This is a genomic window from Ruegeria sp. A5, from assembly GCF_056543005.1.
In genome coordinates this window covers 786,296-805,324 of the sequence record NZ_JBQGAV010000001.1, presented here as the reverse complement: position 1 = coordinate 805,324, position 19,029 = coordinate 786,296, and the positions used below count along the sequence as shown (strand labels likewise).

The window sequence follows — 19,029 nt, the reverse complement described above, 5'->3', positions numbered from 1 at the left end:
GTTATCCACCCGTGCTTGTGGCGGCTGACTGCGCGATGTCTTGTGTGACCGAGCGCACCACCAAATCCGAGCCGAAGCCGTAACGTGCCCATCCGATACTGTCCAGCCGAACGCGACGTGCCTGATCTAGTTGACCGGACTGCCGCAGTGCCTCGGATTTGAGCAGCAGCAGAGTGGCCAGAAGGGCGGCGTTCTCGGCCTTGGTCATGACATTGATTGCTTTGTTCAATTCGGGCAGGGCCTCGGTGCCCTGACCCTGTGCCAAAGCAAAGGCTGCGGTTTGTGCCGTGATATGAGCGCGCTGAATTTCCGTTCCCGGGGTGGCATTCAGGTATTTCAGGGCAATTTCATATTGCTGCTGCGCCGCCTCGGGGTCGTCGAATTGACCCATGCGCCCCAGCAGATAATGCGGATAGGCGCGGCGGTGGTCGGTCCAGCCTTGCTGTTGACCAATTCGCGCTGCCTCGTTCGCAGCGTTGACGCGTTTGGCCGTTCCAGCGCCAGCCCCCAAAGCGCGTTGAACTGCGTTAATCCACGCCCGAGGTGTCTCAGTAACCTGTTGTGGCGCAACCCGATCCCCTCTGGGGTTCAGCCGGCTGAGTACGCCGGGCAGAACCGCTGCCACCTGTTCGCGTGTCATGCCATTTTGCAGCTCAGGCGCATAGGCTGCGCGCAGGATCAACATGTCGAATCCGGTCAGAACCGTGTGGAAATTGTCGTCGTTGAATACTGAATCGGTTAGGCGATAGAGGTCGTTCAGAGGTCCAAGGGCCTGAGCCAATTCTTCATGCAGGCAGTCCCGAATTTCCTGTGGGCTGGCATCGTAGGGGATGAATATCCCGATCCGTTCACGTTTTCGCAGTTCGGTCCAGTTGCTTTTGCTTTTACGCCTGTCACGGCGGTATTCTTCCAGACTTGAAGAGTTGGGCACGACGAAACAGGCGGCCTGCGGCAGGATGCGGCGGATCTGTTTCTGGCTTACAGCCTCGATCGTGATGTTCGCCTGATCCTCTGGAATCTGCCGGATGTCGATCTTCGCCTCACGTTGCAACCGGGTCAGTAGCCGGCTCAGGTCGGTCTGCATCGTTGGTGGCGGTGTCCCAGTCAGACGCACCGTGATGGGTCCATCAAACCGGGTGAAAACGGGCAACTCTGCGCCGCTCTCAAGTGCGAAATGCAGCGATAGGAAATCTGCGGCGATGTTCTTGTTTGAGCGGGCAGGCGGGCTTGGACGAGCAGCACCGAAGGATTTAGACGGCGGCAGCGAAGCTTCAATCACCTGGGTACGGGTCGGCGTCTCGATCCGGTCGACCGTGGTGCAGGCAGACAGCGCCGCCAGAAGTAGGGTTGCGCCTAAAAGCCTCATGGTCGCTGATACTTCAGGAACGGCGACAACTTGCCGATGCGGTCATAGAGTTTGCGTGCGGTATGGTTGTTTTCCTGCGTCAGCCAATAGACTGAGGGGGCTTTCTGCCTGTCCGCTTCTTCATAGACGGCCTCAATCAGGGCGCGTCCAACTCCGGTGCCTCTCGCTTCTGGGCGGGCATAGAGATCCTGCAGATAGCAGACACTTTCTTCCTTCCAGGCGTGGCGATGAAACAGGTAGTGGGTCAGTCCAAGCAGTTGCCCATCCAAATCCGCGACAAAACAGGAAAAGTCATTCGGATCATCACCTAAGAGCCGCGCAAAGGTGCTTTGGAAAGTCGAATCCGGCGCTTCGGTTTCATAAAATGCCAGGTAGTCACGCCACATTTCGGCCCATTGATCCCGGTCTTCTGGTCGCAAGGGGCGAATTGTGAGGGCGTTAGTCATTTTATTATTTCCTGCTCTGGAGGCCCGATTGGCGCGGGGTCTTTCGTTGATGTAATGCTGACACCCGACCGTACCGATGACAAGCTGTGATCACCGCTTGCTACGCGCCATAAAGGCCAGCCGTTCAAACAGGTGTACGTCCTGCTCATTTTTTAGAAGCGCACCATGCAGCTTGGGCAGTGCATTCACACCGTCGCGTTTAAGGTCCTCAGCGCTCAAGTCCTCAGCCAAGAGCAGTTTCAGCCAGTCCAGCACTTCCGAGGTCGAGGGCTTTTTCTTCAAACCCTGCGTTTCGCGGATTTCGTAGAACTGGGTCAGCGCGGTGGTCAGCAGCGCATCTTTGATGCCGGGGTGATGGACTTCGACGATACGGCGCATCGTGGCTTCGTCTGGAAAGCGGATGTAGTGAAAGAAGCAGCGGCGCAGGAATGCGTCAGGTAGTTCCTTTTCGTTGTTCGACGTGATTATGACGATCGGGCGGTTCTTAGCACGGATCGTCTCGCCGGTCTCGTAGACGTGGAACTCCATCTTATCGAGTTCTTGCAATAAATCGTTGGGAAATTCGATATCAGCCTTGTCAATCTCGTCGATCAGTAGCACGACCTTTTCATCCGCATCGAATGCCTGCCATAGCTTCCCCTTGCGAATATAATTCGAGACATCGTGCACGCGTTCATCACCTAGCTGACTGTCACGTAGACGGCTGACCGCATCGTATTCATACAGTCCCTGCTGCGCGCGCGTTGTGGATTTCACGTTCCACTCAATCATCGTCAGCCCCAGCGCGCCTGCGACCTGTTTCGCCAGCTCGGTTTTGCCGGTTCCGGGTTCGCCCTTGACAAGCAGCGGGCGTTCCAGCGTGACGGCGGCGTTCACGGCAATGTTCAGATCGTCGGTGGCAACATATTCTGCGGTGCCTTGAAAACGTGCGGTCATGGGACCCCTCATGTGGTTTCCGCGGAATGCGGGCTGGGTTTGCTCTGCTCGGGTTACAGAGAGGCAAGGTTATTTACAAGCCGGGCCGCAGCGTCGCGAAAGGATGGGATGGGCTGTAAGTCCAATCTGTTTTGGGCGATTCGTTCGGGGCGGGGTATCGCAGGGGTTGAAGCTGCCTGAAAAACGCCTTGCGAGAACCACAGAAAAACAAAGTTTTGTTGTTACAAGTCTCAATATTAGAGCAGTCGGAGTGACGCGGCGGCGAGGCATACGTTTGTGTAGTGACAATCTCTGCCCCGTCGGATAAACGCTCCGCAGAAGGGGGTGCCGAATGTCAGGTAATACAATCGCAACCGACGTTTCAGGCCATACCGAGGGAGCAAATATGAAGCAGGAAGTTTTTCTGCCGGAAGATTACCGTCCGGCTGAAGATGAACCTTTCATGAATGATCGCCAGCTTGAGTATTTTCGCCGCAAGCTGATGGATTGGAAGACAGAACTACTCGCAGGCAGCCGTGATACGATCGAAGGTCTGCAGGACAACACCCGAAACATTCCCGATGTCGCTGACCGCGCAAGCGAAGAGACCGACCGTGCGTTGGAACTGCGCACCCGGGATCGTCAGCGTAAGCTGGTGGCAAAAATCGACTCGGCCCTGCGCCGGATCGAAGAAGGCGAGTATGGATATTGCGAGAAGACCGGTGATCCGATCTCGCTCAAGCGCCTGGATGCGCGTCCTATCGCGACTATGACGCTTGAGGCGCAAGAGCGTCACGAGCGCCGCGAAAAGGTCCACCGCGACGATTGATCGCTGGGAAATTGCAATAAAACAACAGCGCCGGGGCCTGTCGCCCCGGCGTTTTTGCGTTATGGCAGGCCCATGAATATCAATGGTCTGAATTTCTGCGTCATTGGCGGCGGCATTGGGGGCATGGCCGCGGCACTCGCACTGCGAAGTCAGGGTGCTCAGGTGACGGTTCTGGAGCAGGCCCCAGAACTGACCGAAGTTGGTGCTGGATTGCAAATCAGTGCGAACGGGATGGCGGTACTGCGTGCGCTAGGCGTAGCTGGTAAGGTGCCGGAGGCTGGACAAATCTCGGGTGGGACCGTTCTGCGCGATTACCGTAATGGGCGCGTGATCAGTCGGGTCCCGGTCCCTGCCGCTGGGTCGACTTACTATTATCACCGGGCAGATCTGCTGGACCTGTTGCACAAAGCCGCCTTGCGCTCTGGGGTGGATATTCGGCTGGATGCACCTGTCGCCACGGTTCATAAACACCCAAGCGAAGCCGAGATCGTTCTGGAAAGCGGCGAAAGGCTGCGTGCGGAATGCGCGATCGCTGCAGACGGTGGGCGCAGCACTATCCGTCCGATCTTGAATGGCCCCGAGGTCCCGGTTTTCACCCATCAGGTTGCCTGGCGAGCAACGATCCCCTGGACCCAGCGAGAAGAACTGCCATGCGCGTCCTTGACGATGGGGCCAGGCCGGCACGTGGTAACCTACCCGCTGCGCGATCAACGCCTCGTGAACATCGTGGCCATAGAAGAGCGTTCCGACTGGAAAGAGGAAGGCTGGCGACGTCAGGGTGATCCCGACGACCTGCGAACCCGGTTCGCCGATTTTGGCGGACCGGTTGGTGACATATTGTCAAAGATTGACGAGGTTCACCTTTGGGCGCTGTTTCTGCGCCCCGTGGCGCAAATCTGGCAGAATGGGCGATTGGCCTTACTTGGGGATGCGGCGCACCCGACGTTGCCTTTTATGGCCCAAGGAGCTTGCCTGGCACTGGAAGATGCCTGGGTCCTGACTCGCGCGTTCCAGGACAACTCAGGCGTCGCCCGCGCATTGGCTACCTATGAAGCCACTCGACGACCGCGTGCCAGGCAAGTGGTTGGCGCCGCAGGCGCAAATGCGCGTAATTTCCACCTTCGTGGGCCAATGAGGCTGGCCGCACAGGCCGCCTTAATGGCGGTTGGTCCACGCTTGGCACGGCGCTACGAGTGGATCTATAGCTACGACGCGACCGCGTAAGCGTTCACAGGTCGAGATCAACCCAGACCGGCACATGGTCCGAAGGTTTTTCGTGCCCCCTCACTTCGGCATCGATCCTGCAATCACGCATCAAATCTGCAGCTTGCGGCGTCAGAAGAAAGTGATCGATGCGAATCCCGTCGTTTCTGTTCCACGCGCCGGCTTGATAATCCCAGAATGAGTAATGACCGGGGCCTTGCGTTCGCGCGCGAAAGGCTTCAGTGAAGCCCAGATTCAATACCTTGCGGAATGCAGCGCGACTTTCGGGTCGAAAAAGCGCATCCTCGCGCCAGGCGTCGGGGCGCTTGGCATCTTCGGCCTGCGGGATGATATTGTAATCCCCGGCCATCAACGCGGGTTCCTCTGATGCCATCAAATCGCGGGCACGATCATAGAGGCGCTCCATCCACTCAAGCTTGTAGTCATATTTCGGCCCCGGCACCGGATTGCCATTTGGCAGATACAATCCGCAGATGCGCAGTGCTCTCTTTCCTATGACAGTAGCTTCGATCCAGCGCGCCTGCTCATCACTTTCATCACCGGGCAACCCACGGGAGACATCCTCAAGCGGCAATTTCGAAAGGATTGCAACGCCGTTGAAGCTCTTTTGCCCGTGGGTTTCAACGTTATATCCGCGCTCCTCGAAAATCTCGCGGGGGAAATTCTCATCGATTGATTTGATTTCCTGCAGCAACACGACATCGGGCTGCGCCTCATCCAACCAGCGAGGTAACGCCTCGGCGCGTGCCTTGATACCGTTGATGTTGAATGTGGCGATTTTCATGCGTGATCCTCCGGTGCCATTGGCAACCTATCGCGCAGAATACACGCAACGGCAAGTTGCCGTACAAGTTAGCGAGGCTCTGCCTCGCGCTCCGAGGTATTTTGGGCCAGATGAAGAAACGGATTCTTAACCATATTCGTCAAAACTGAGTATGCGGTACAGGCGGAGGCGCCGATGACCGCGCCAGGTGAAGCTCTCTGACTTTGACTGTCAGAGAGCGGATCCCTCTTCATCTGGCTAAAAATACCTTGGGGGTGTGGGGGCAAAGCCCCCACCGGAGCTACATCGAGAACGATGTGCCGCAGCCGCAGGACGAGGTGGCGTTGGGGTTCTCAATCACGAAGCGCGCGCCGATGAGTTCCTGTGTGAAATCAATTACCGCGTTCTCCAGATACGGCAGAGAGATCGAGTCGACGATGACCTTTTGGCCTTTGCCCTCTAGCACCAAATCGTCCTCTTTCGGCACATCCAGGGCGATCTCGTATTGAAAACCGGAACATCCGCCACCCTCCACAGCGACACGCAGGGCCTGGCCCTGATCTGCGGCACCGATTTCGGCCAGGCGTTCAAAGGCGCGTTCTGTGACTGTTGGGGGCAGATTCATGCCGGTCTCCAAAGGTTTATTTCCTTAGCATCGTACAATATATGGAACCTGACGACAGGCGACAAGGACATGACCTTTGGACAGAGCGGGTTTTGCCTCGGACCCAGGCCGCGCAAGGGGGCGGCTTGTATCTGAGGAGGAAAGCAGTTTTCGGTCATGCTTTCAGCGCGACCGGGACAGGATTATTCACGCTAGCGCATTTCGGCGGCTCAAACACAAAACCCAAGTGTTTGTTGAGCATGAGGGTGACAGTTATCGAACCCGCCTGACGCATTCCATAGAAGTGGCTCAGGTGGCCCGAACGATTGCCGGGGCCTTAGGCCTGAACGGCGAATTGACCGAAGCGGTAGCGTTGGCGCATGACCTCGGGCATACACCGTTTGGTCACACGGGCGAGGACGCTCTGCATGCGTTGATGGAGCCATATGGTGGCTTCGATCACAACGCGCAGGCCATTCGGATCGTAACCAAACTTGAGCGTCACTACGCCGAGTTCGATGGGTGCAACCTGACCTGGGAATGTCTGGAAGGGATAGCCAAGCACAACGGGCCGGTCACTGGTGCATTGCCTTGGGCATTGGCCGAGTGTAATCGGGGCTTTGACCTCGAACTTCACACCCATGCGAGCGCCGAGGCGCAGGTCGCGGCGCTATCGGACGACATTGCCTACAACAACCACGATCTATTTGACGGATTGCGGGCGGGATTGTTCAGAGATGAAGACATTCAGCAGCTTCCCATAATTGATGCCTGTTTCGCCGAAGTGGATGCCAAGTATCCGGGTCTTGACCCTTATCGCCGTCGGCACGAGGCGCTCAGACGGGTATTTGGCGTCATGGTTTCGGATTTGATCGACACCTCACGCGCGTTGATAGCGGCCTCGGGGGCGCAGTCGGTCGAGGATATCCGCCATCTGGGTTATCCGGTCATTCAATTCTCGGATGATCTTTGGGCGAAGCTCAAACAGATCCGCGCCTTCCTGTTTTCGCGCATGTATCGCGCACCGAGCGTGATGGAAGTGCGCGTCAGTGTCAGCAAGGTGGTTGAGGAACTGTTTCCGATTTACCTGTCCGATCCCAAACAGATGCCGCGCCATTGGCACAGCGATATCAAGGCGGCAACAGATGAAACCGCGCTGGCCCGCATCGTCTCAGATTATATCGCGGGCATGACCGACAGGTTTGCGCTGCAAGACCATGCCCGGCTGACCGGAGATCACTCGATCGCAATATAGGCGATGGCCCAGACCTGTTGGCTGGCTTGTGTTTGAGCCAGTTCAGCATCATCCGCGGGCGGGAAAACGATCATCGTGGGGCCGTAACTACCAATGCCCATCGGCACGCCATCCGCGTGGGTGGCCACGATGGGTTGATGTGTCTCGATGCTTTCCCATGGAATTTCAGCCTGATAGCCATCCATAGCCATGGGCAGAGCAGATTTGCCCCTCGCACCTGCCATCGTCATCACGTCAGATAACAGCGGACCAGCGAAGGTATAGTCGCGCTGGTTCTCTGGCGGGCCATAGCGGATGGTTATTTCGATCTGATCCAACCCGTCCAGCATGGCAGCGTCAAAGCCTGCTGCACCGTCATGTGTGACTTCGAGAAAACCCAACAGCCCACCGTCATTCTCAGCGCGTGCGGGCAGATTGGTTTCGGTGATGGCGCCACCGAGCGTCAGCAATACGTGGCCTTGAGGTGAGGGCATCTCGGCCCATGTGGGCAGGGCGGTGGTCAGCAGCAAGGCGAAGGGCAGGGTAAGGCGCATTCAGGGGCTCCGGTCACGGTTTTCCCCGACCTTAGCCCTGATAGCGGTTAATCCAAGCGCAAAATTTAGGCGTCCATTGACCTTGGCGCTTTGCGTGGTAAACCCCGCGGCAAGCAAAAGGACATCCGAAATGAACCTGTTTTCCGAGATCCGCGGCCTGGTACTGGACGCGCTGGCGCAGATGCAGTCCGAAGGCGCGCTGCCTGAGGGGCTGAGCTTTGACAACGTGGCGGTTGAGCCTCCGCGCGATGCGGCGCATGGCGACATGGCGACCAATGCGGCGATGGTACTGGCGAAACCGGCGAAGATGAAGCCGCGGGACATTGCGGATGTGCTGGCAGGCAAGCTATCTGCAGACGACCGGATCACCAGCGCCGAGGTGGCGGGCCCGGGCTTTCTAAACCTGCGGCTTGCGTCTTCGGTTTGGCAGGGCGTGCTGGCTGCGGTGCTGGAAAAGGGCACCGGTTATGGCCGTTCGACCATGGGACATGGTCAGAAGGTGAACGTGGAGTATGTCTCGGCCAACCCGACCGGCCCGCTGCATGTGGGCCACACGCGGGGGGCTGTGTTCGGTGATGCGCTGGCAAGCTTGCTGGCCTATTCGGGCCATGATGTGACTCGCGAATACTACATCAACGATGGCGGCGCGCAGGTGGATGTGCTGGCGCGGTCGGCATATGAACGGTATCGCGAGGCCAACGGAATGAGCCCCGAGATCGCCGAAGGTCTCTATCCCGGCGATTACCTGATCCCGATCGGTCAGGCGCTGAAAGAGAAATACGGCGACAGCCTGATCGACAAGCCAGAAAGCGTATGGCTGGAAGAGCTGCGCGAATTCTCAACCGACGCTATGATGGACCTGATCCGCGCCGACCTGAAGGCGCTGGGTGTTGAGATGGATGTGTTCTTCTCAGAGAAATCGCTTTACGGCACAGGGCGGATCGAGGCTGCGCTTCAATCGCTAACCGACAAGGGCCTGATCTACGAAGGCGTTCTTGAGCCGCCCAAGGGTAAGAAACCCGAGGATTGGGAACCGCGCGAGCAGACCTTGTTCAAGTCGACCGAACACGGGGATGACGTCGACCGCCCGGTCAAGAAATCGGACGGCAGCTGGACCTATTTTGCCCCGGATATCGCTTATCATTATGACAAGGTGAGCCGTGGGTTTGACGCGCTAATCGACGTATTCGGTGCGGACCATGGCGGCTATGTCAAACGGATGAAGGCGGCCGTTTCGGCCCTTTCCGATGGTAAGGTGCCGCTGGATATCAAGCTGACCCAATTGGTGAAGCTGTGGAAGAATGGCGAGCCATTCAAGATGTCCAAGCGGGCAGGGAACTTTGTCACGTTGCGCGATGTAGTCGATCAGGTCGGGCCTGATGTAACCCGTTTCGTGATGCTGACCCGCAAGAACGACGCACCGTTGGATTTCGATTTCGACAAGGTGTTGGAACAAAGCCGCGAAAACCCGGTGTTCTACGTCCAATACGCCCATGCTCGCGTCATGAGTGTGCTGCGCCGCGCCGCTGAGGCCGGGATTTCTGCCGATGATGCTACGCTATCTGGGGCAGATCTGGGCAAGATCGACCACGCCTCTGAGCTGACCGTTGCCAAGAAGCTGGCAGAATGGCCACGTCTGGTTGAAATCGCCGCTCGCACAAATGAACCGCACCGGGTTGCCTTCTATCTCTATGAATTGGCAGGAGATTTCCACGCGCTGTGGAACAAGGGCAATGACGAAACCCAGTTGCGTTTCATTCAGGATGGCGATGTTGCCACAAGCCAATCGAAAATCGCACTGGCCCGGGCTGTTTCTGTTGTGATTTCAGCGGGCTTGGGTATTCTTGGCGTTACCCCGGCGCAGGAGATGCGATAACAAATATCGCCCGAACCGCCGGTCTGAGGCAGACAAGAAATGACCCGCGCGCCACTTTTTACGGCGCAATCGGGCGGTGAGGCGGAAATGGCACGTTACGATTACTCGGGGCAGCATAACCCCGAGCAGATGCATTACTCGAATCAATCGCATCCTGAAGATGCGTATGATTATCCTGATGAAAGCTATAGCTATGATGACGCCCCGCGCGCAGGCGCTGGGCTGGGCCGTATTGTCAACGTGCTTGGGGCGGTTGCGTCTTTGGCGCTGGTCGCCGGAGTCGGCGTTTGGGGCTACCAACTGATCATGCGCGACGTCAGCGGGGTACCGGTCGTGCGCGCCGCCGAAGGACCCATGCGCGTGCAGCCCGAAAATCCCGGCGGGACGCCTGCTGATCATCAGGGCCTAGCGGTGAATGCAGTTGCCGCTGTCGGGACCGCTGCACCGCCGGCAGATCGTCTGATCCTCGCACCGCGCCCCGTGTCTCTGACTGATGAAGACACGCCCATGACCGCGCTTGAGGCCACAAATGCAGTGCAAGTGATTGAGGAACCCGCCACTGATCAGGCGATCGTGAACGCTCTGGCCGAAGGGCTCGCCGCCGAACCTCTGCCCGAACAGGCGCCTGAGCAGGGCGTGCAATTGGCTTCCCTGGTCACGCCCGAGGACGAGCCCGCGATTGATCCGGCTGATTACGCAGCGCAACAGCCCGACCCTAAGATTGCTGCACTGCCTGGTGTGCGCCGGTCGCTGCGTCCGCATGTGCGTCCAGCCCGCGCTACGCCAAGTTCTATTTCGTCCAACAGCGCTACGGAAGCTGCGATCAATGCTGCAGTAAAGGCTGCTGTTGGTCTGGATGTTGATCCCGATAAATTGACCAAAGGCACGCGACTTGCTCAGCTTGGGGCATACGAAAGCGCCGATGTGGCGCAGGCCGAATGGGCTCGTTTGAATGGCCGATTTGGAGAATATATGGATGGAAAACAGCGTGTTATACAGAAGACCTCAAGCGGAGGACGAACCTTCTATCGCCTGCGTGTCATGGGGTTTGATGATCTGAGCGACTCGCGCCAGTTTTGCGCGGCCCTAGTCGCGCAGGGTGCAGACTGTATCCCGGTCGCCGTCCGGTGAGATTTGGCGCGGTTATCACCGATGCCGAAGGGCTGCGCCTGACGCCGGATGAAAAAGCTTTGTTCAAAGAGATGAACCCGTTCGGGTTCATTCTGTTTGCCCGCAACATCGAATCCGCTGACCAGACCCGCGCCTTGTGCGAGGACTTCCGCGAGGCGGTTGGCCGAAATTGCCTAATCACAGTCGATCAGGAGGGGGGCCGCGTACAACGTCTGCGCGCACCTTTAGCCCGTGAATGGTTGCCCCCTTTGGATCATGTCGCGCATGCCGGAGATCAGGCCGAGCGCGCGATGTATCTGCGCTATCGTCTGATCGCGCATGAACTGCTGGGATTGGGCATCGACAGCAATTGTGCGCCGATGGTCGATCTGGCCCGCGAGGGTACTCATGCGTTCCTGAAGAACCGCTGCTATGGGTCTGATCCCGAAAAGGTTTCCGCGATTGGTCGAGCCGTTGCCAACGGACACTTTGATGGCGGAGTGTTGCCGGCAGTAAAGCATATGCCCGGCCACGGTCTGTCGACGCTCGACAGTCATCACGAGTTGCCGCATGTGGATCTTTCTCTAAGTGCACTGGAAGCAGCAGATTTTGCACCATTCCGCGCGCTGAACGACTTGCCGATGGGGATGACGGCGCATTTGGTTTATGACCAGATCGATCCAAGGCCCGCAACGATTTCTGCTGGAATGATGACGATGATTAGGGAGCGCATCGGTTTCGACGGTCTGATTATGACCGACGATATCACGATGAAAGCCCTGAACGGCGCGCCCGCCGACTTGGCCCGACAGGCATTGGACGCCGGATGCGATGCGGCCTTGCACTGCAACGGGGCCTTTGAAGAACGCGCGCAGGTGCTCGAAGCCGCTGGTGAGATGTCGGATGCGGCACAAGCCCGCGCAGATCGGGCGCTGGCCCGGAGACAACCGCCACAGGAACTTGACATCCAAGCCGCCGAGGCGGAACTATCTGCCCTAATGGGCGGGCAGGTATATGCAGGATAACCTTTTCAGCGAAGACCCGGTCTCGGTTGCCGATCGGCTGGCCGCCGAGGCTTTGATTGTGGACGTCGATGGGTTTGAGGGTCCGCTCGATGTGCTTTTGAAACTTTCGCGTACGCAAAAAGTGGACTTGCGCAAAATCTCGGTTCTGGCGTTGGCGCAACAGTATCTGACCTTTGTCGAAAAAGCGCGGCAGTTGCGGATCGAACTGGCCGCCGACTATCTGGTGATGGCCGCTTGGCTAGCTTTCCTCAAATCCCGCTTGCTGCTGCCCCCGGACCCGGATGATGAAGGCCCCTCGGGCGAGGAACTCGCCGCGCACCTCGCATTCCAATTGGAGCGTCTGCAGGCCATGCGCGATGCCGCTGCGCGCCTGATGGCGCGTGATCAATTGGGCCGCGATTTTTTCAAACGTGGGCAGGGTGAGGATGTTACGCGTATCCGCACCGTGACCTATTCCGCCACATTGCTGGACCTGATGCAGGGCTATGCGCGTATCCGCACGCGCGACGAGTTCCGCCCCTTCGTCATGGACCGCGACGCCGTTTTCACCATGGAACAAGCGCTTGAGCGGATGCGACCCCTGATAGGCTTTGCCGGTGCGTGGACGGATATGGAGACCTACCTGCCCGAAGGCTGGGATGCTGATCCGGTGCGGCGACGCTCGGCCACGGCTGCAACCTTCGCAGCCTCGCTTGAGCTGGTGAAAGAAGGACATATGGAGATCAAGCAAAGCGAGACCTTTGCGCCGATCCATCTGCGTAAGAGGACTGAGACACGTGACTGACGCCAACGAAGAGACAGGCACACTGTTCGAAGCGCCGCCCTTGGCGGAACAAGAACGTATGGTCGAGGCCGTGCTGTTTGCCAGCGCCGAGCCAGTGACGATTGGTGATCTTGAAGCGCGGATGCCCCATGGCAGCAATGCCGCGCAAGCTGTTGAATCGCTTCAGAAACGATACGAAGGGCGCGGGGTGCGTGTGGTGCGCGTTGGTGAGGCTTGGGCGATCCGCACAGCCCCCGATCTTGGCTTCCTGATGCAGAAGGAAACGGTTGAGACCCGCAAGCTTAGCCGGGCGGCCATCGAAACGCTGGCGATCGTGGCTTATCACCAGCCCTGCACGCGTGCGGAGATCGAGGAAATCCGGGGCGTGTCCGTTTCGCGCGGCACCATTGACCAACTGCTTGAGATGGAGTGGATCCGACTGGGCCGCCGTCGCATGACACCAGGCCGTCCGGTGACATTCGTCGTAACGCCTGAGTTTCTGGATCATTTCGGGCTGGAAAACGCCCGTGACCTGCCGGGCCTGAAGGAGTTGCGCGCAGCCGGACTGTTGGAGAATCGCCCACCCCCTGGTGCTGTGCCGCTGGGCGAAGGGCAGGGTGATGACGAGGACGAAGATCAAACCGAACTGTTCGAAGAAGAGTGATCGGACAGCCCTTTTATTGCCGCAGATCCCGCCTATCATAGGGTGCAGGAAACGGAGTTGAGCCAATGAATGCCAATCGGATCATCGATATGATCGTGCGCCGGGTGATGCGTCGCCTGGTGAACCACGGTGTGGACAAGGGTATTGATATGGCCAGCAAGGTGGGCCGCAAACCGGGGCAGTCTGATGTTGAGAATGGCCCCGAGGCGGATCGCCAGATGCGCGATGCGACCAAGCGCCAAAATCAAAGCGCAAAGCAGATGCGGCAGGTGTCGCGTCAGATGCGTCGGTTCATGAAGTTCTGAAACTCAGCCCACAGCTTTGAAATGCTTGGACAGTTTCAGGCCTTGACCCTGATAGTTCGAAGCAATACCCGCGCCATATAGTTGCGTCGGCATTTCGGCCATCTTCTCATAAACCAGGCGCCCGACGACTTGTCCGTGTTCCAACACAAATGGCGCTTCGTGGCAGCGCACTTCCAGCACCCCGCGTGATCCGGCACCGCCTGCTTCGGCATGTCCAAAGCCCGGGTCAAAGAATCCGGCGTAATGTACCCGGAACTCGCCGACCATAGCGAGATATGGGGCCATTTCAGCAGCATACATTGGCGGGATATGCACCGCTTCGCGGCTGACGAGAATGTAGAACGCGCCGGGGTCGAGGATGATGCGACCGTCCTTGGTATGCACCTCTTCCCAGTATTCCTGCGGGTCGTATTCGCCGATCCGATCCAGATCGATCACCCCGGTATGGGGCTTGGCGCGATAGCCGACCAGATCGGTATCGGGCAGTTGCAGATCGACCGAAAACCCCAACCCGTCCTGAATGACGGCTGGCCCATCAACCAACGGCGTTTGACCATGCAACGCGGTCAGCTCGGCGTCGCTGAGTACCGCCTGACCTTTGCGGAAACGGATCTGATTCAGACGCATTCCGGGGCGCACCAGAACCGAGAACGATCGCGGGCAGATCTCGGCATAAAGCGGACCTGTGTAGCCTGCGGGAACCCGATCAAACTCAGTTCCGCCATCAGTGATCGTGCGCGTGAGCAAGTCGAGCCGCCCGGTCGAGCTTTTGGCATTGGCCACCGCACTGATGTCATCGGGCAGGGCGAGCGATTCCATCAGCGGCACCAGATAGACACAGCCCTTTTCCAGAACAGCGCCTTCAGTGATGTCGATGCGGTGCATCTCAAACTCGGCCAGCCGGTCTGCGACAGAACGCCCTTCGCCCGCCAGAAAGGACGCGCGCACCCGGTAAGCCACTGCTCCCAAACGTAGATCAAGGCTTGCCGGCTGCACCTGTGCAGGGATGATGTCTGGGCTTGCGGCGATCTCACCGCGTGCAATCATCGCCTCAAGCTGTTGATTTGGGCAAACACCTGTCATCTCGATCCCCTCTGCTGCCAGAGCGGGATCTGGCCTATGTGCCATAAACGTCGGTGTGATTTGGTCGGGCTAGCAGGACTCGAACCTGCGACCTTCCGTCCCCCAGACGGACGCGCTACCAGGCTGCGCCATAGCCCGACGTTGAGGTGTTCATAAAGACTTTCCCGGCGGGGGCAAGAGGAAATCATCGCCTTTTTTGCTATCCCGCCGTGTGGTGTTCGACGCGATCCAGCCACCTGCGCAGGTCCTTGGCGATGGGTGCAATCTGGTGCAACAGCTCATCGTCATACTCGTCACGATTCCATGCCAGCGAGGCAATACCACCCATCAGCGGCGCTGCATCCAGCTCAGCCGGTATCGGTTTGGGTTCGGGGGTTGCGACGGGTCTCGGAGCCTCTGGGGCAGGGGAATGGGCGGGTTCGCCCAAATCCATGTCGATCTGGTTTGCGGATGGTTCCGGCGCTGAAGCGAACGGAACCACAGTATCGTCGATGCTGGGTGCGGGCGCGTTTTCATCCAAATTGGGCGAAAGCGATGCAACATGCGCAACGCCCTGTTCCCGAAGGATACGCTGAACACCTTTGATGGTAATCCCGTCCTCGTGCAGCAGTTTCTTGATACCGCCCAGCAGACGCATATCATTGGGGCGATAATATCGCCGCCCACCGGCGCGTTTGACGGGTTTGACTTGGGTAAACCGGCTTTCCCAGAAACGCAGCACATGAGCCTGAACTCCGAGCCAGTCCGCAACTTCACTTATGGTGCGAAAGGCATCGGGGGACTTACTCATAACCTGGATGTCCTGAACTTACTTGCGGTTCCCTGCGGCGACGCGATCCTTCATCAGGTGCGACGGACGGAATGTCAGTACACGACGGGGCTGGATCGGAACCTCTTCACCGGTTTTAGGGTTGCGACCGATACGGGCAGTTTTGTCCCGAACGCTGAAGGTGCCGAAGGACGAAATCTTGACCTGTTCGCCACGCACCAGCGCGTCAGACATGTGGTTCAGAACGCTTTCGACCAGCTGTGCGCTTTCATTGCGTGACAGGCCAACCTCACGAAAGACGGCCTCGCTCAGATCCATTCGGGTCAGTGTTTTGTCGCCCATGCTTTTTCCCCTGTTGATGTCTGAGCATATGGCTATGCAAAATTCGCTGTCAATATCAATGAATTGCAGGAGGCTCTGTAAGCCGGATTGTGCCGGTCACCAACGCAGTGCGACCGCACCCCAGGCCAGACCGCCACCAATCGCCTCTGTAACGATCAGATCGCCGGTTTTGATCTGGCCGTTTTGCTTGCCCACCGACAGGGCCAGAGGGATTGAGGCTGCCGATGTGTTGCCATGGTCCTGAACGGTGACCACAACGTTATCCATCGGCAGGCCCATTTTCTTGGCGGTACCTTGAATAATGCGGATATTGGCCTGATGCGGCACGATCCAGTCAACATCGTCGCTGGACAAACCGGCTCGTTCAAGCGCGACTTCTGCGGTTCGGGCCAGTTTTTCGACCGCATGACGGAAGACCTGATTGCCCTGCATCCGCAAGTGGCCGGTGGATTGGGTCGAAACCCCGCCATCAACATAGAGAAGGTCTTTGTAGCGTCCGTCCGAATTCAAGTCGGTCGCAAGAATACCGCGATCATCCGAAGTGCCCTGACCCTCTTGCTCTTCCAGAACCAGTGCGCCCGCGCCATCGCCAAATAGCACGCAGGTCGACCGGTCGGTCCAGTCCATGATTCGTGAAAAGGTCTCGGCGCCGATCACCAGTACGCGCTTCGCCTGACCGGACAGGATCAGGGCGTTGGCGTTGCTGAGCGCAAAGACAAACCCTGCGCAGACCGCCTGTACATCGAAGGCAAAACCATTGGTCATACCCAACCGGGCCTGAACCATGGTTGCCGCCGAAGGAAAGGTCAAATCAGCTGTGGAGGTTGCCAGCACAATCGCGTCGATATCATCCGCCGTCAGTCCGGCATCAGCCAGTGCGGCTTCGGCCGCTTTGGTGGCCAGATCGGATGTGGTTTCGTCCTCGGCCGCGAAGTGTCGCCGCTCGATCCCGGACCGGGTGCGAATCCATTCGTCCGTCGTATCCAGCGTTTTCTCGAACTCAGAGTTCGGTACAACGCGCTCTGGCAAATAATGCCCGACACCTACAACAACTGAGCGGCCTGCCATGCTGGGGTACTGCCTTTTTTGTTATTATTCCGATTGAGACACGGAATGGGCCGCATCTTGTGCAAGTGCGGCTGTTGATGCAACCCGTGCCGCCAATTTTTCGGCGAAACCGGATTCAGCCAGAGTGAAGGCCAGCTTAACCGCTGCGGAAACGCCGGTTGCGTCCGCTCCGCCGTGGGATTTCACCACGGTTCCGTTGAGTCCCAGGAACACGCCGCCATTGACGCGGCGCGGGTCTATCCGCTTTTTCAGACGATTCAACGACGTGATTGCCAGGATCGAGGCCAGCCGGGATAGGGGCGAGTATTTGAACGCTTCACGAAGCAAATCACCGATAAGGTTCGCGGTGCCTTCGCCGGTTTTAATGGCGACATTTCCAGTGAAGCCGTCGGTCACGATCACGTCAGCTTTGTCGCCGGGGATATCGCTGCCTTCGACAAAGCCCACGAATTCGAAATTCGCCTGATCGGCAAAGTCCGAGATCATCGCGTGGGCTTCTTTCAGTTCGGCGCGGCCCTTGTGTTCTTCGGTGCCGACATTCAGCAACCCGATCCGAGGGCGGCTGAGCGCCATACCGTTGCGCGCGTATGAAGCCCCCATCAGCGCGTATTGCAAAAGGTCCTTGGCATCAGCGCGCACATCTGCGCCGACGTCCAGCATCACGTTGAACCCATGCGGATTGCGCGAGGGCCACAGGATCGCGATGGCAGGGCGGTTCACGCCGGGCAGCTTGCGCAGCCGCAACATGGACATGGCCATCAGCGCGCCCGTATTGCCGCAGGACACCGCGCCGTGCGCTTCACCTGCACGCACCGCTTCCAGAGCGGACCACATCGACGTGCTCTTGCCGCTGCGGACAACCTGGCTTGGTTTGTCTTCCATCGTGACCACGTCCGGGCAATCACGAAAAACGACGCGCCCATCAAGGACACGCCGTTTGGCAACCAGCTTGCGTAGTTCCTGTTCCTGACCGTGCAGGATGAACCCGATCTTCGGGTTCTTGTCCGCAGATTTTGCAATGCCCGCCACAACGACGGCAGGGCCCGAATCTCCGCCCATAGCGTCAACCGAGATGATGATCCGTCCGGTCTGCGTGGGCTGATCCGTCATGCCTTGGCCTGCGTCCAATCAGGCTTAGGCCGCGTCTTCGTCCAGGTCGATTTCGTCGGCCTGAGCGACGACTTCACGATCGTCATAGTGGCCGCAAGATGCGCAAACGTGGTGTGGGCGCTTCAGCTCGCCGCAGTTCGGGCATTCGTTCGGGTTTGCAGCAACCAGAGCGTCGTGTGCGCGGCGGTTGTTGCGACGCGACTTGGAAACTTTGTTCTGTTGGACGGCCATGGTCTCAACCTTTGTCTGATATGGGCTGACAGATTCGCTGTCAGCCGGGTTACGTACTTTGTTTTCTCGTGGTTTGACGCGCGTTTAAGGGGCTTGCCCCGCAATGTCCAACCCAAATTCCAATGAGCGCGCGAAAATACTGCGATTCTCGTCATGTTCAAGCGGTTTTTCTGACGGCCTGCTATGACAGGAAATCCCTCGCCTGTCACTCGTCTTTTTTCATCGCATCCCGCAGCCCCGCCAAACCAGCGAAGGGTTTTACATCCTCATCTGTGAGGGCCTGTTTGCCCGGTTCAGTATAGTCTATCTGGCCCAGCTCGACTCCATCCTTCCGTGGATATTGGGGCAGGGCCAGCGACAGCGCTTCAACCATGATCAGCGCAGGATCGATCTCGGGGCCAAGCGGTTCGGTCTCGTCATCCTCGGGGATTTCGAACTCGGGCTCCTCCGGATCGCTCCAATCAGCCACAAAGACGCGACTCACCGGGGTGTCGATGCGTGTGGTCACAGGTTCCAGCGTCACGACACAAGGTTGGATCACCGTTGCGCCCAGCTTGCCTGAAAGCGTCCAATCCCGTTTGCCCTGCGCGCGCAATTCGCCGACAAAGCTGAGCTTGCGGAGGCCAAGCAGGCCGAGCTCTTGTTTTATGGCCTCCAGCGCCTCGCCGGTCGGGCGCAACTCAAACGGGGTCGGAGCGTTTTGCGGCAGGTCTGCGACGCGTAAAGATGTCTGGTTGCTCATTCGTGA

The 19,029-nt window shown here is 58.3% G+C and carries 22 protein-coding genes and 1 tRNA gene; 9 read left to right on the top strand and 14 right to left on the bottom strand.

Going from position 1 to position 19,029, the window contains the following annotated elements; genetic code table 11:
• Position 1: 1 nt before the first annotated feature.
• The 3 genes from ACR0AY_RS04085 to ACR0AY_RS04075 all read right to left on the bottom strand — a co-directional run bounded on the left by ACR0AY_RS04085 (position 2) and on the right by ACR0AY_RS04075 (position 2,748).
• The gene (locus ACR0AY_RS04085) at positions 2 to 1,366 is read right to left on the bottom strand and encodes a DUF2927 domain-containing protein (RefSeq protein WP_170509381.1); all 1,365 of its coding nucleotides are present in this window, start codon (positions 1,364 to 1,366) and stop codon (positions 2 to 4) included.
• Positions 1,363 to 1,812 carry a GNAT family N-acetyltransferase gene (locus tag ACR0AY_RS04080; protein ID WP_170509383.1) on the bottom strand — a complete coding sequence of 150 codons (450 nt, stop codon included), beginning with the start codon at positions 1,810 to 1,812 and terminating at the stop codon, positions 1,363 to 1,365. The genes ACR0AY_RS04085 and ACR0AY_RS04080 overlap by 4 nt, the downstream gene beginning before the upstream one ends.
• Before the next feature lie 90 nt (positions 1,813 to 1,902).
• Positions 1,903 to 2,748 (bottom strand): AAA family ATPase, encoded by an 846-nt coding sequence (locus tag ACR0AY_RS04075; protein WP_170406386.1) that lies wholly within the window; start codon positions 2,746 to 2,748, stop codon positions 1,903 to 1,905.
• 385 nt (positions 2,749 to 3,133) lie between these two features.
• Between ACR0AY_RS04075 and dksA the strand changes: the two genes are divergently transcribed.
• Together dksA and ACR0AY_RS04065 are read left to right on the top strand one after the other, a co-directional pair.
• On the top strand, positions 3,134 to 3,556 hold the full coding sequence (gene dksA / locus ACR0AY_RS04070; RefSeq protein WP_074736317.1) for an RNA polymerase-binding protein DksA: 423 nt from the start codon (positions 3,134 to 3,136) through the stop codon (positions 3,554 to 3,556).
• A 72-nt stretch (positions 3,557 to 3,628) separates the two neighbouring features.
• On the top strand, positions 3,629 to 4,780 hold the full coding sequence (locus tag ACR0AY_RS04065; RefSeq protein WP_170509385.1) for an FAD-dependent monooxygenase: 1,152 nt from the start codon (positions 3,629 to 3,631) through the stop codon (positions 4,778 to 4,780).
• 4 nt (positions 4,781 to 4,784) lie between these two features.
• On the opposite strand, the gene xth is transcribed toward ACR0AY_RS04065, so the two are convergent.
• Together xth and ACR0AY_RS04055 are read right to left on the bottom strand one after the other, a co-directional pair.
• On the bottom strand, positions 4,785 to 5,564 hold the full coding sequence (gene xth / locus ACR0AY_RS04060; RefSeq protein WP_170406381.1) for an exodeoxyribonuclease III: 780 nt from the start codon (positions 5,562 to 5,564) through the stop codon (positions 4,785 to 4,787).
• 280 nt (positions 5,565 to 5,844) lie between these two features.
• On the bottom strand, positions 5,845 to 6,168 hold the full coding sequence (locus tag ACR0AY_RS04055; RefSeq protein WP_170509389.1) for a HesB/IscA family protein: 324 nt from the start codon (positions 6,166 to 6,168) through the stop codon (positions 5,845 to 5,847).
• A gap of 76 nt (positions 6,169 to 6,244) precedes the next feature.
• Between ACR0AY_RS04055 and ACR0AY_RS04050 the strand changes: the two genes are divergently transcribed.
• Positions 6,245 to 7,402 (top strand): deoxyguanosinetriphosphate triphosphohydrolase, encoded by a 1,158-nt coding sequence (locus ACR0AY_RS04050; protein ID WP_170509391.1) that lies wholly within the window; start codon positions 6,245 to 6,247, stop codon positions 7,400 to 7,402.
• On the opposite strand, the gene ACR0AY_RS04045 is transcribed toward ACR0AY_RS04050, so the two are convergent.
• Complete coding sequence (locus ACR0AY_RS04045; RefSeq protein WP_170509393.1) at positions 7,384 to 7,935, bottom strand: molybdopterin-binding protein; 552 nt, start codon at positions 7,933 to 7,935, stop codon at positions 7,384 to 7,386. The two genes, ACR0AY_RS04050 and ACR0AY_RS04045, sit on opposite strands and share 19 nt — an antisense overlap.
• Positions 7,936 to 8,065: 130 nt before the next feature.
• On the opposite strand from ACR0AY_RS04045, the gene argS reads away from it, so the two are divergent.
• From argS to ACR0AY_RS04015, 6 genes are all read left to right on the top strand, one after another.
• On the top strand, positions 8,066 to 9,811 hold the full coding sequence (gene argS / locus ACR0AY_RS04040; RefSeq protein ID WP_170509396.1) for an arginine--tRNA ligase: 1,746 nt from the start codon (positions 8,066 to 8,068) through the stop codon (positions 9,809 to 9,811).
• Positions 9,812 to 9,850: 39 nt separating this feature from the next.
• On the top strand, positions 9,851 to 10,942 hold the full coding sequence (locus ACR0AY_RS04035; protein ID WP_480453744.1) for an SPOR domain-containing protein: 1,092 nt from the start codon (positions 9,851 to 9,853) through the stop codon (positions 10,940 to 10,942).
• Complete coding sequence (gene nagZ / locus ACR0AY_RS04030; protein WP_170509400.1) at positions 10,939 to 11,946, top strand: beta-N-acetylhexosaminidase; 1,008 nt, start codon at positions 10,939 to 10,941, stop codon at positions 11,944 to 11,946. The genes ACR0AY_RS04035 and nagZ overlap by 4 nt, the downstream gene beginning before the upstream one ends.
• On the top strand, positions 11,936 to 12,730 hold the full coding sequence (locus ACR0AY_RS04025) for a segregation and condensation protein A (protein WP_170509402.1): 795 nt from the start codon (positions 11,936 to 11,938) through the stop codon (positions 12,728 to 12,730). The genes nagZ and ACR0AY_RS04025 overlap by 11 nt, the downstream gene beginning before the upstream one ends.
• Positions 12,723 to 13,373: an SMC-Scp complex subunit ScpB gene (gene scpB, locus ACR0AY_RS04020; RefSeq protein WP_170396671.1), complete on the top strand. Its 651-nt coding sequence runs from the start codon at positions 12,723 to 12,725 to the stop codon at positions 13,371 to 13,373. The genes ACR0AY_RS04025 and scpB overlap by 8 nt, the downstream gene beginning before the upstream one ends.
• Positions 13,374 to 13,438: 65 nt before the next feature.
• Positions 13,439 to 13,678 (top strand): hypothetical protein, encoded by a 240-nt coding sequence (locus ACR0AY_RS04015; RefSeq protein WP_170396673.1) that lies wholly within the window; start codon positions 13,439 to 13,441, stop codon positions 13,676 to 13,678.
• Positions 13,679 to 13,681: 3 nt separating this feature from the next.
• Here ACR0AY_RS04015 and ACR0AY_RS04010 read toward each other — a convergent pair whose 3' ends face one another.
• From ACR0AY_RS04010 to ACR0AY_RS03975, 8 genes are all read right to left on the bottom strand, one after another.
• Entirely contained in the window at positions 13,682 to 14,761 is a 1,080-nt protein-coding gene (locus ACR0AY_RS04010; protein WP_170509404.1) for a 2'-deoxycytidine 5'-triphosphate deaminase, read from the bottom strand.
• Positions 14,762 to 14,822: 61 nt separating this feature from the next.
• A tRNA-Pro gene (locus ACR0AY_RS04005) sits at positions 14,823 to 14,899 on the bottom strand.
• 61 nt (positions 14,900 to 14,960) lie between these two features.
• Positions 14,961 to 15,551, bottom strand: a complete 591-nt coding sequence (locus tag ACR0AY_RS04000; protein WP_170509407.1) for a MerR family transcriptional regulator — start codon at positions 15,549 to 15,551, stop codon at positions 14,961 to 14,963.
• 18 nt (positions 15,552 to 15,569) lie between these two features.
• Positions 15,570 to 15,872 carry an integration host factor subunit alpha gene (gene ihfA, locus ACR0AY_RS03995; protein ID WP_008755922.1) on the bottom strand — a complete coding sequence of 101 codons (303 nt, stop codon included), beginning with the start codon at positions 15,870 to 15,872 and terminating at the stop codon, positions 15,570 to 15,572.
• Between the two features lie 96 nt (positions 15,873 to 15,968).
• Entirely contained in the window at positions 15,969 to 16,940 is a 972-nt protein-coding gene (locus tag ACR0AY_RS03990; RefSeq protein ID WP_170509411.1) for a beta-ketoacyl-ACP synthase III, read from the bottom strand.
• A gap of 24 nt (positions 16,941 to 16,964) precedes the next feature.
• Complete coding sequence (plsX, locus tag ACR0AY_RS03985; protein ID WP_170396680.1) at positions 16,965 to 18,050, bottom strand: phosphate acyltransferase PlsX; 1,086 nt, start codon at positions 18,048 to 18,050, stop codon at positions 16,965 to 16,967.
• Between the two features lie 24 nt (positions 18,051 to 18,074).
• Positions 18,075 to 18,281: a 50S ribosomal protein L32 gene (rpmF, locus tag ACR0AY_RS03980; RefSeq protein WP_008756996.1), complete on the bottom strand. Its 207-nt coding sequence runs from the start codon at positions 18,279 to 18,281 to the stop codon at positions 18,075 to 18,077.
• A gap of 205 nt (positions 18,282 to 18,486) precedes the next feature.
• The gene (locus ACR0AY_RS03975; protein ID WP_170509414.1) at positions 18,487 to 19,023 is read right to left on the bottom strand and encodes a DUF177 domain-containing protein; all 537 of its coding nucleotides are present in this window, start codon (positions 19,021 to 19,023) and stop codon (positions 18,487 to 18,489) included.
• Between the last annotated feature and the right edge of the window lie 6 nt (positions 19,024 to 19,029).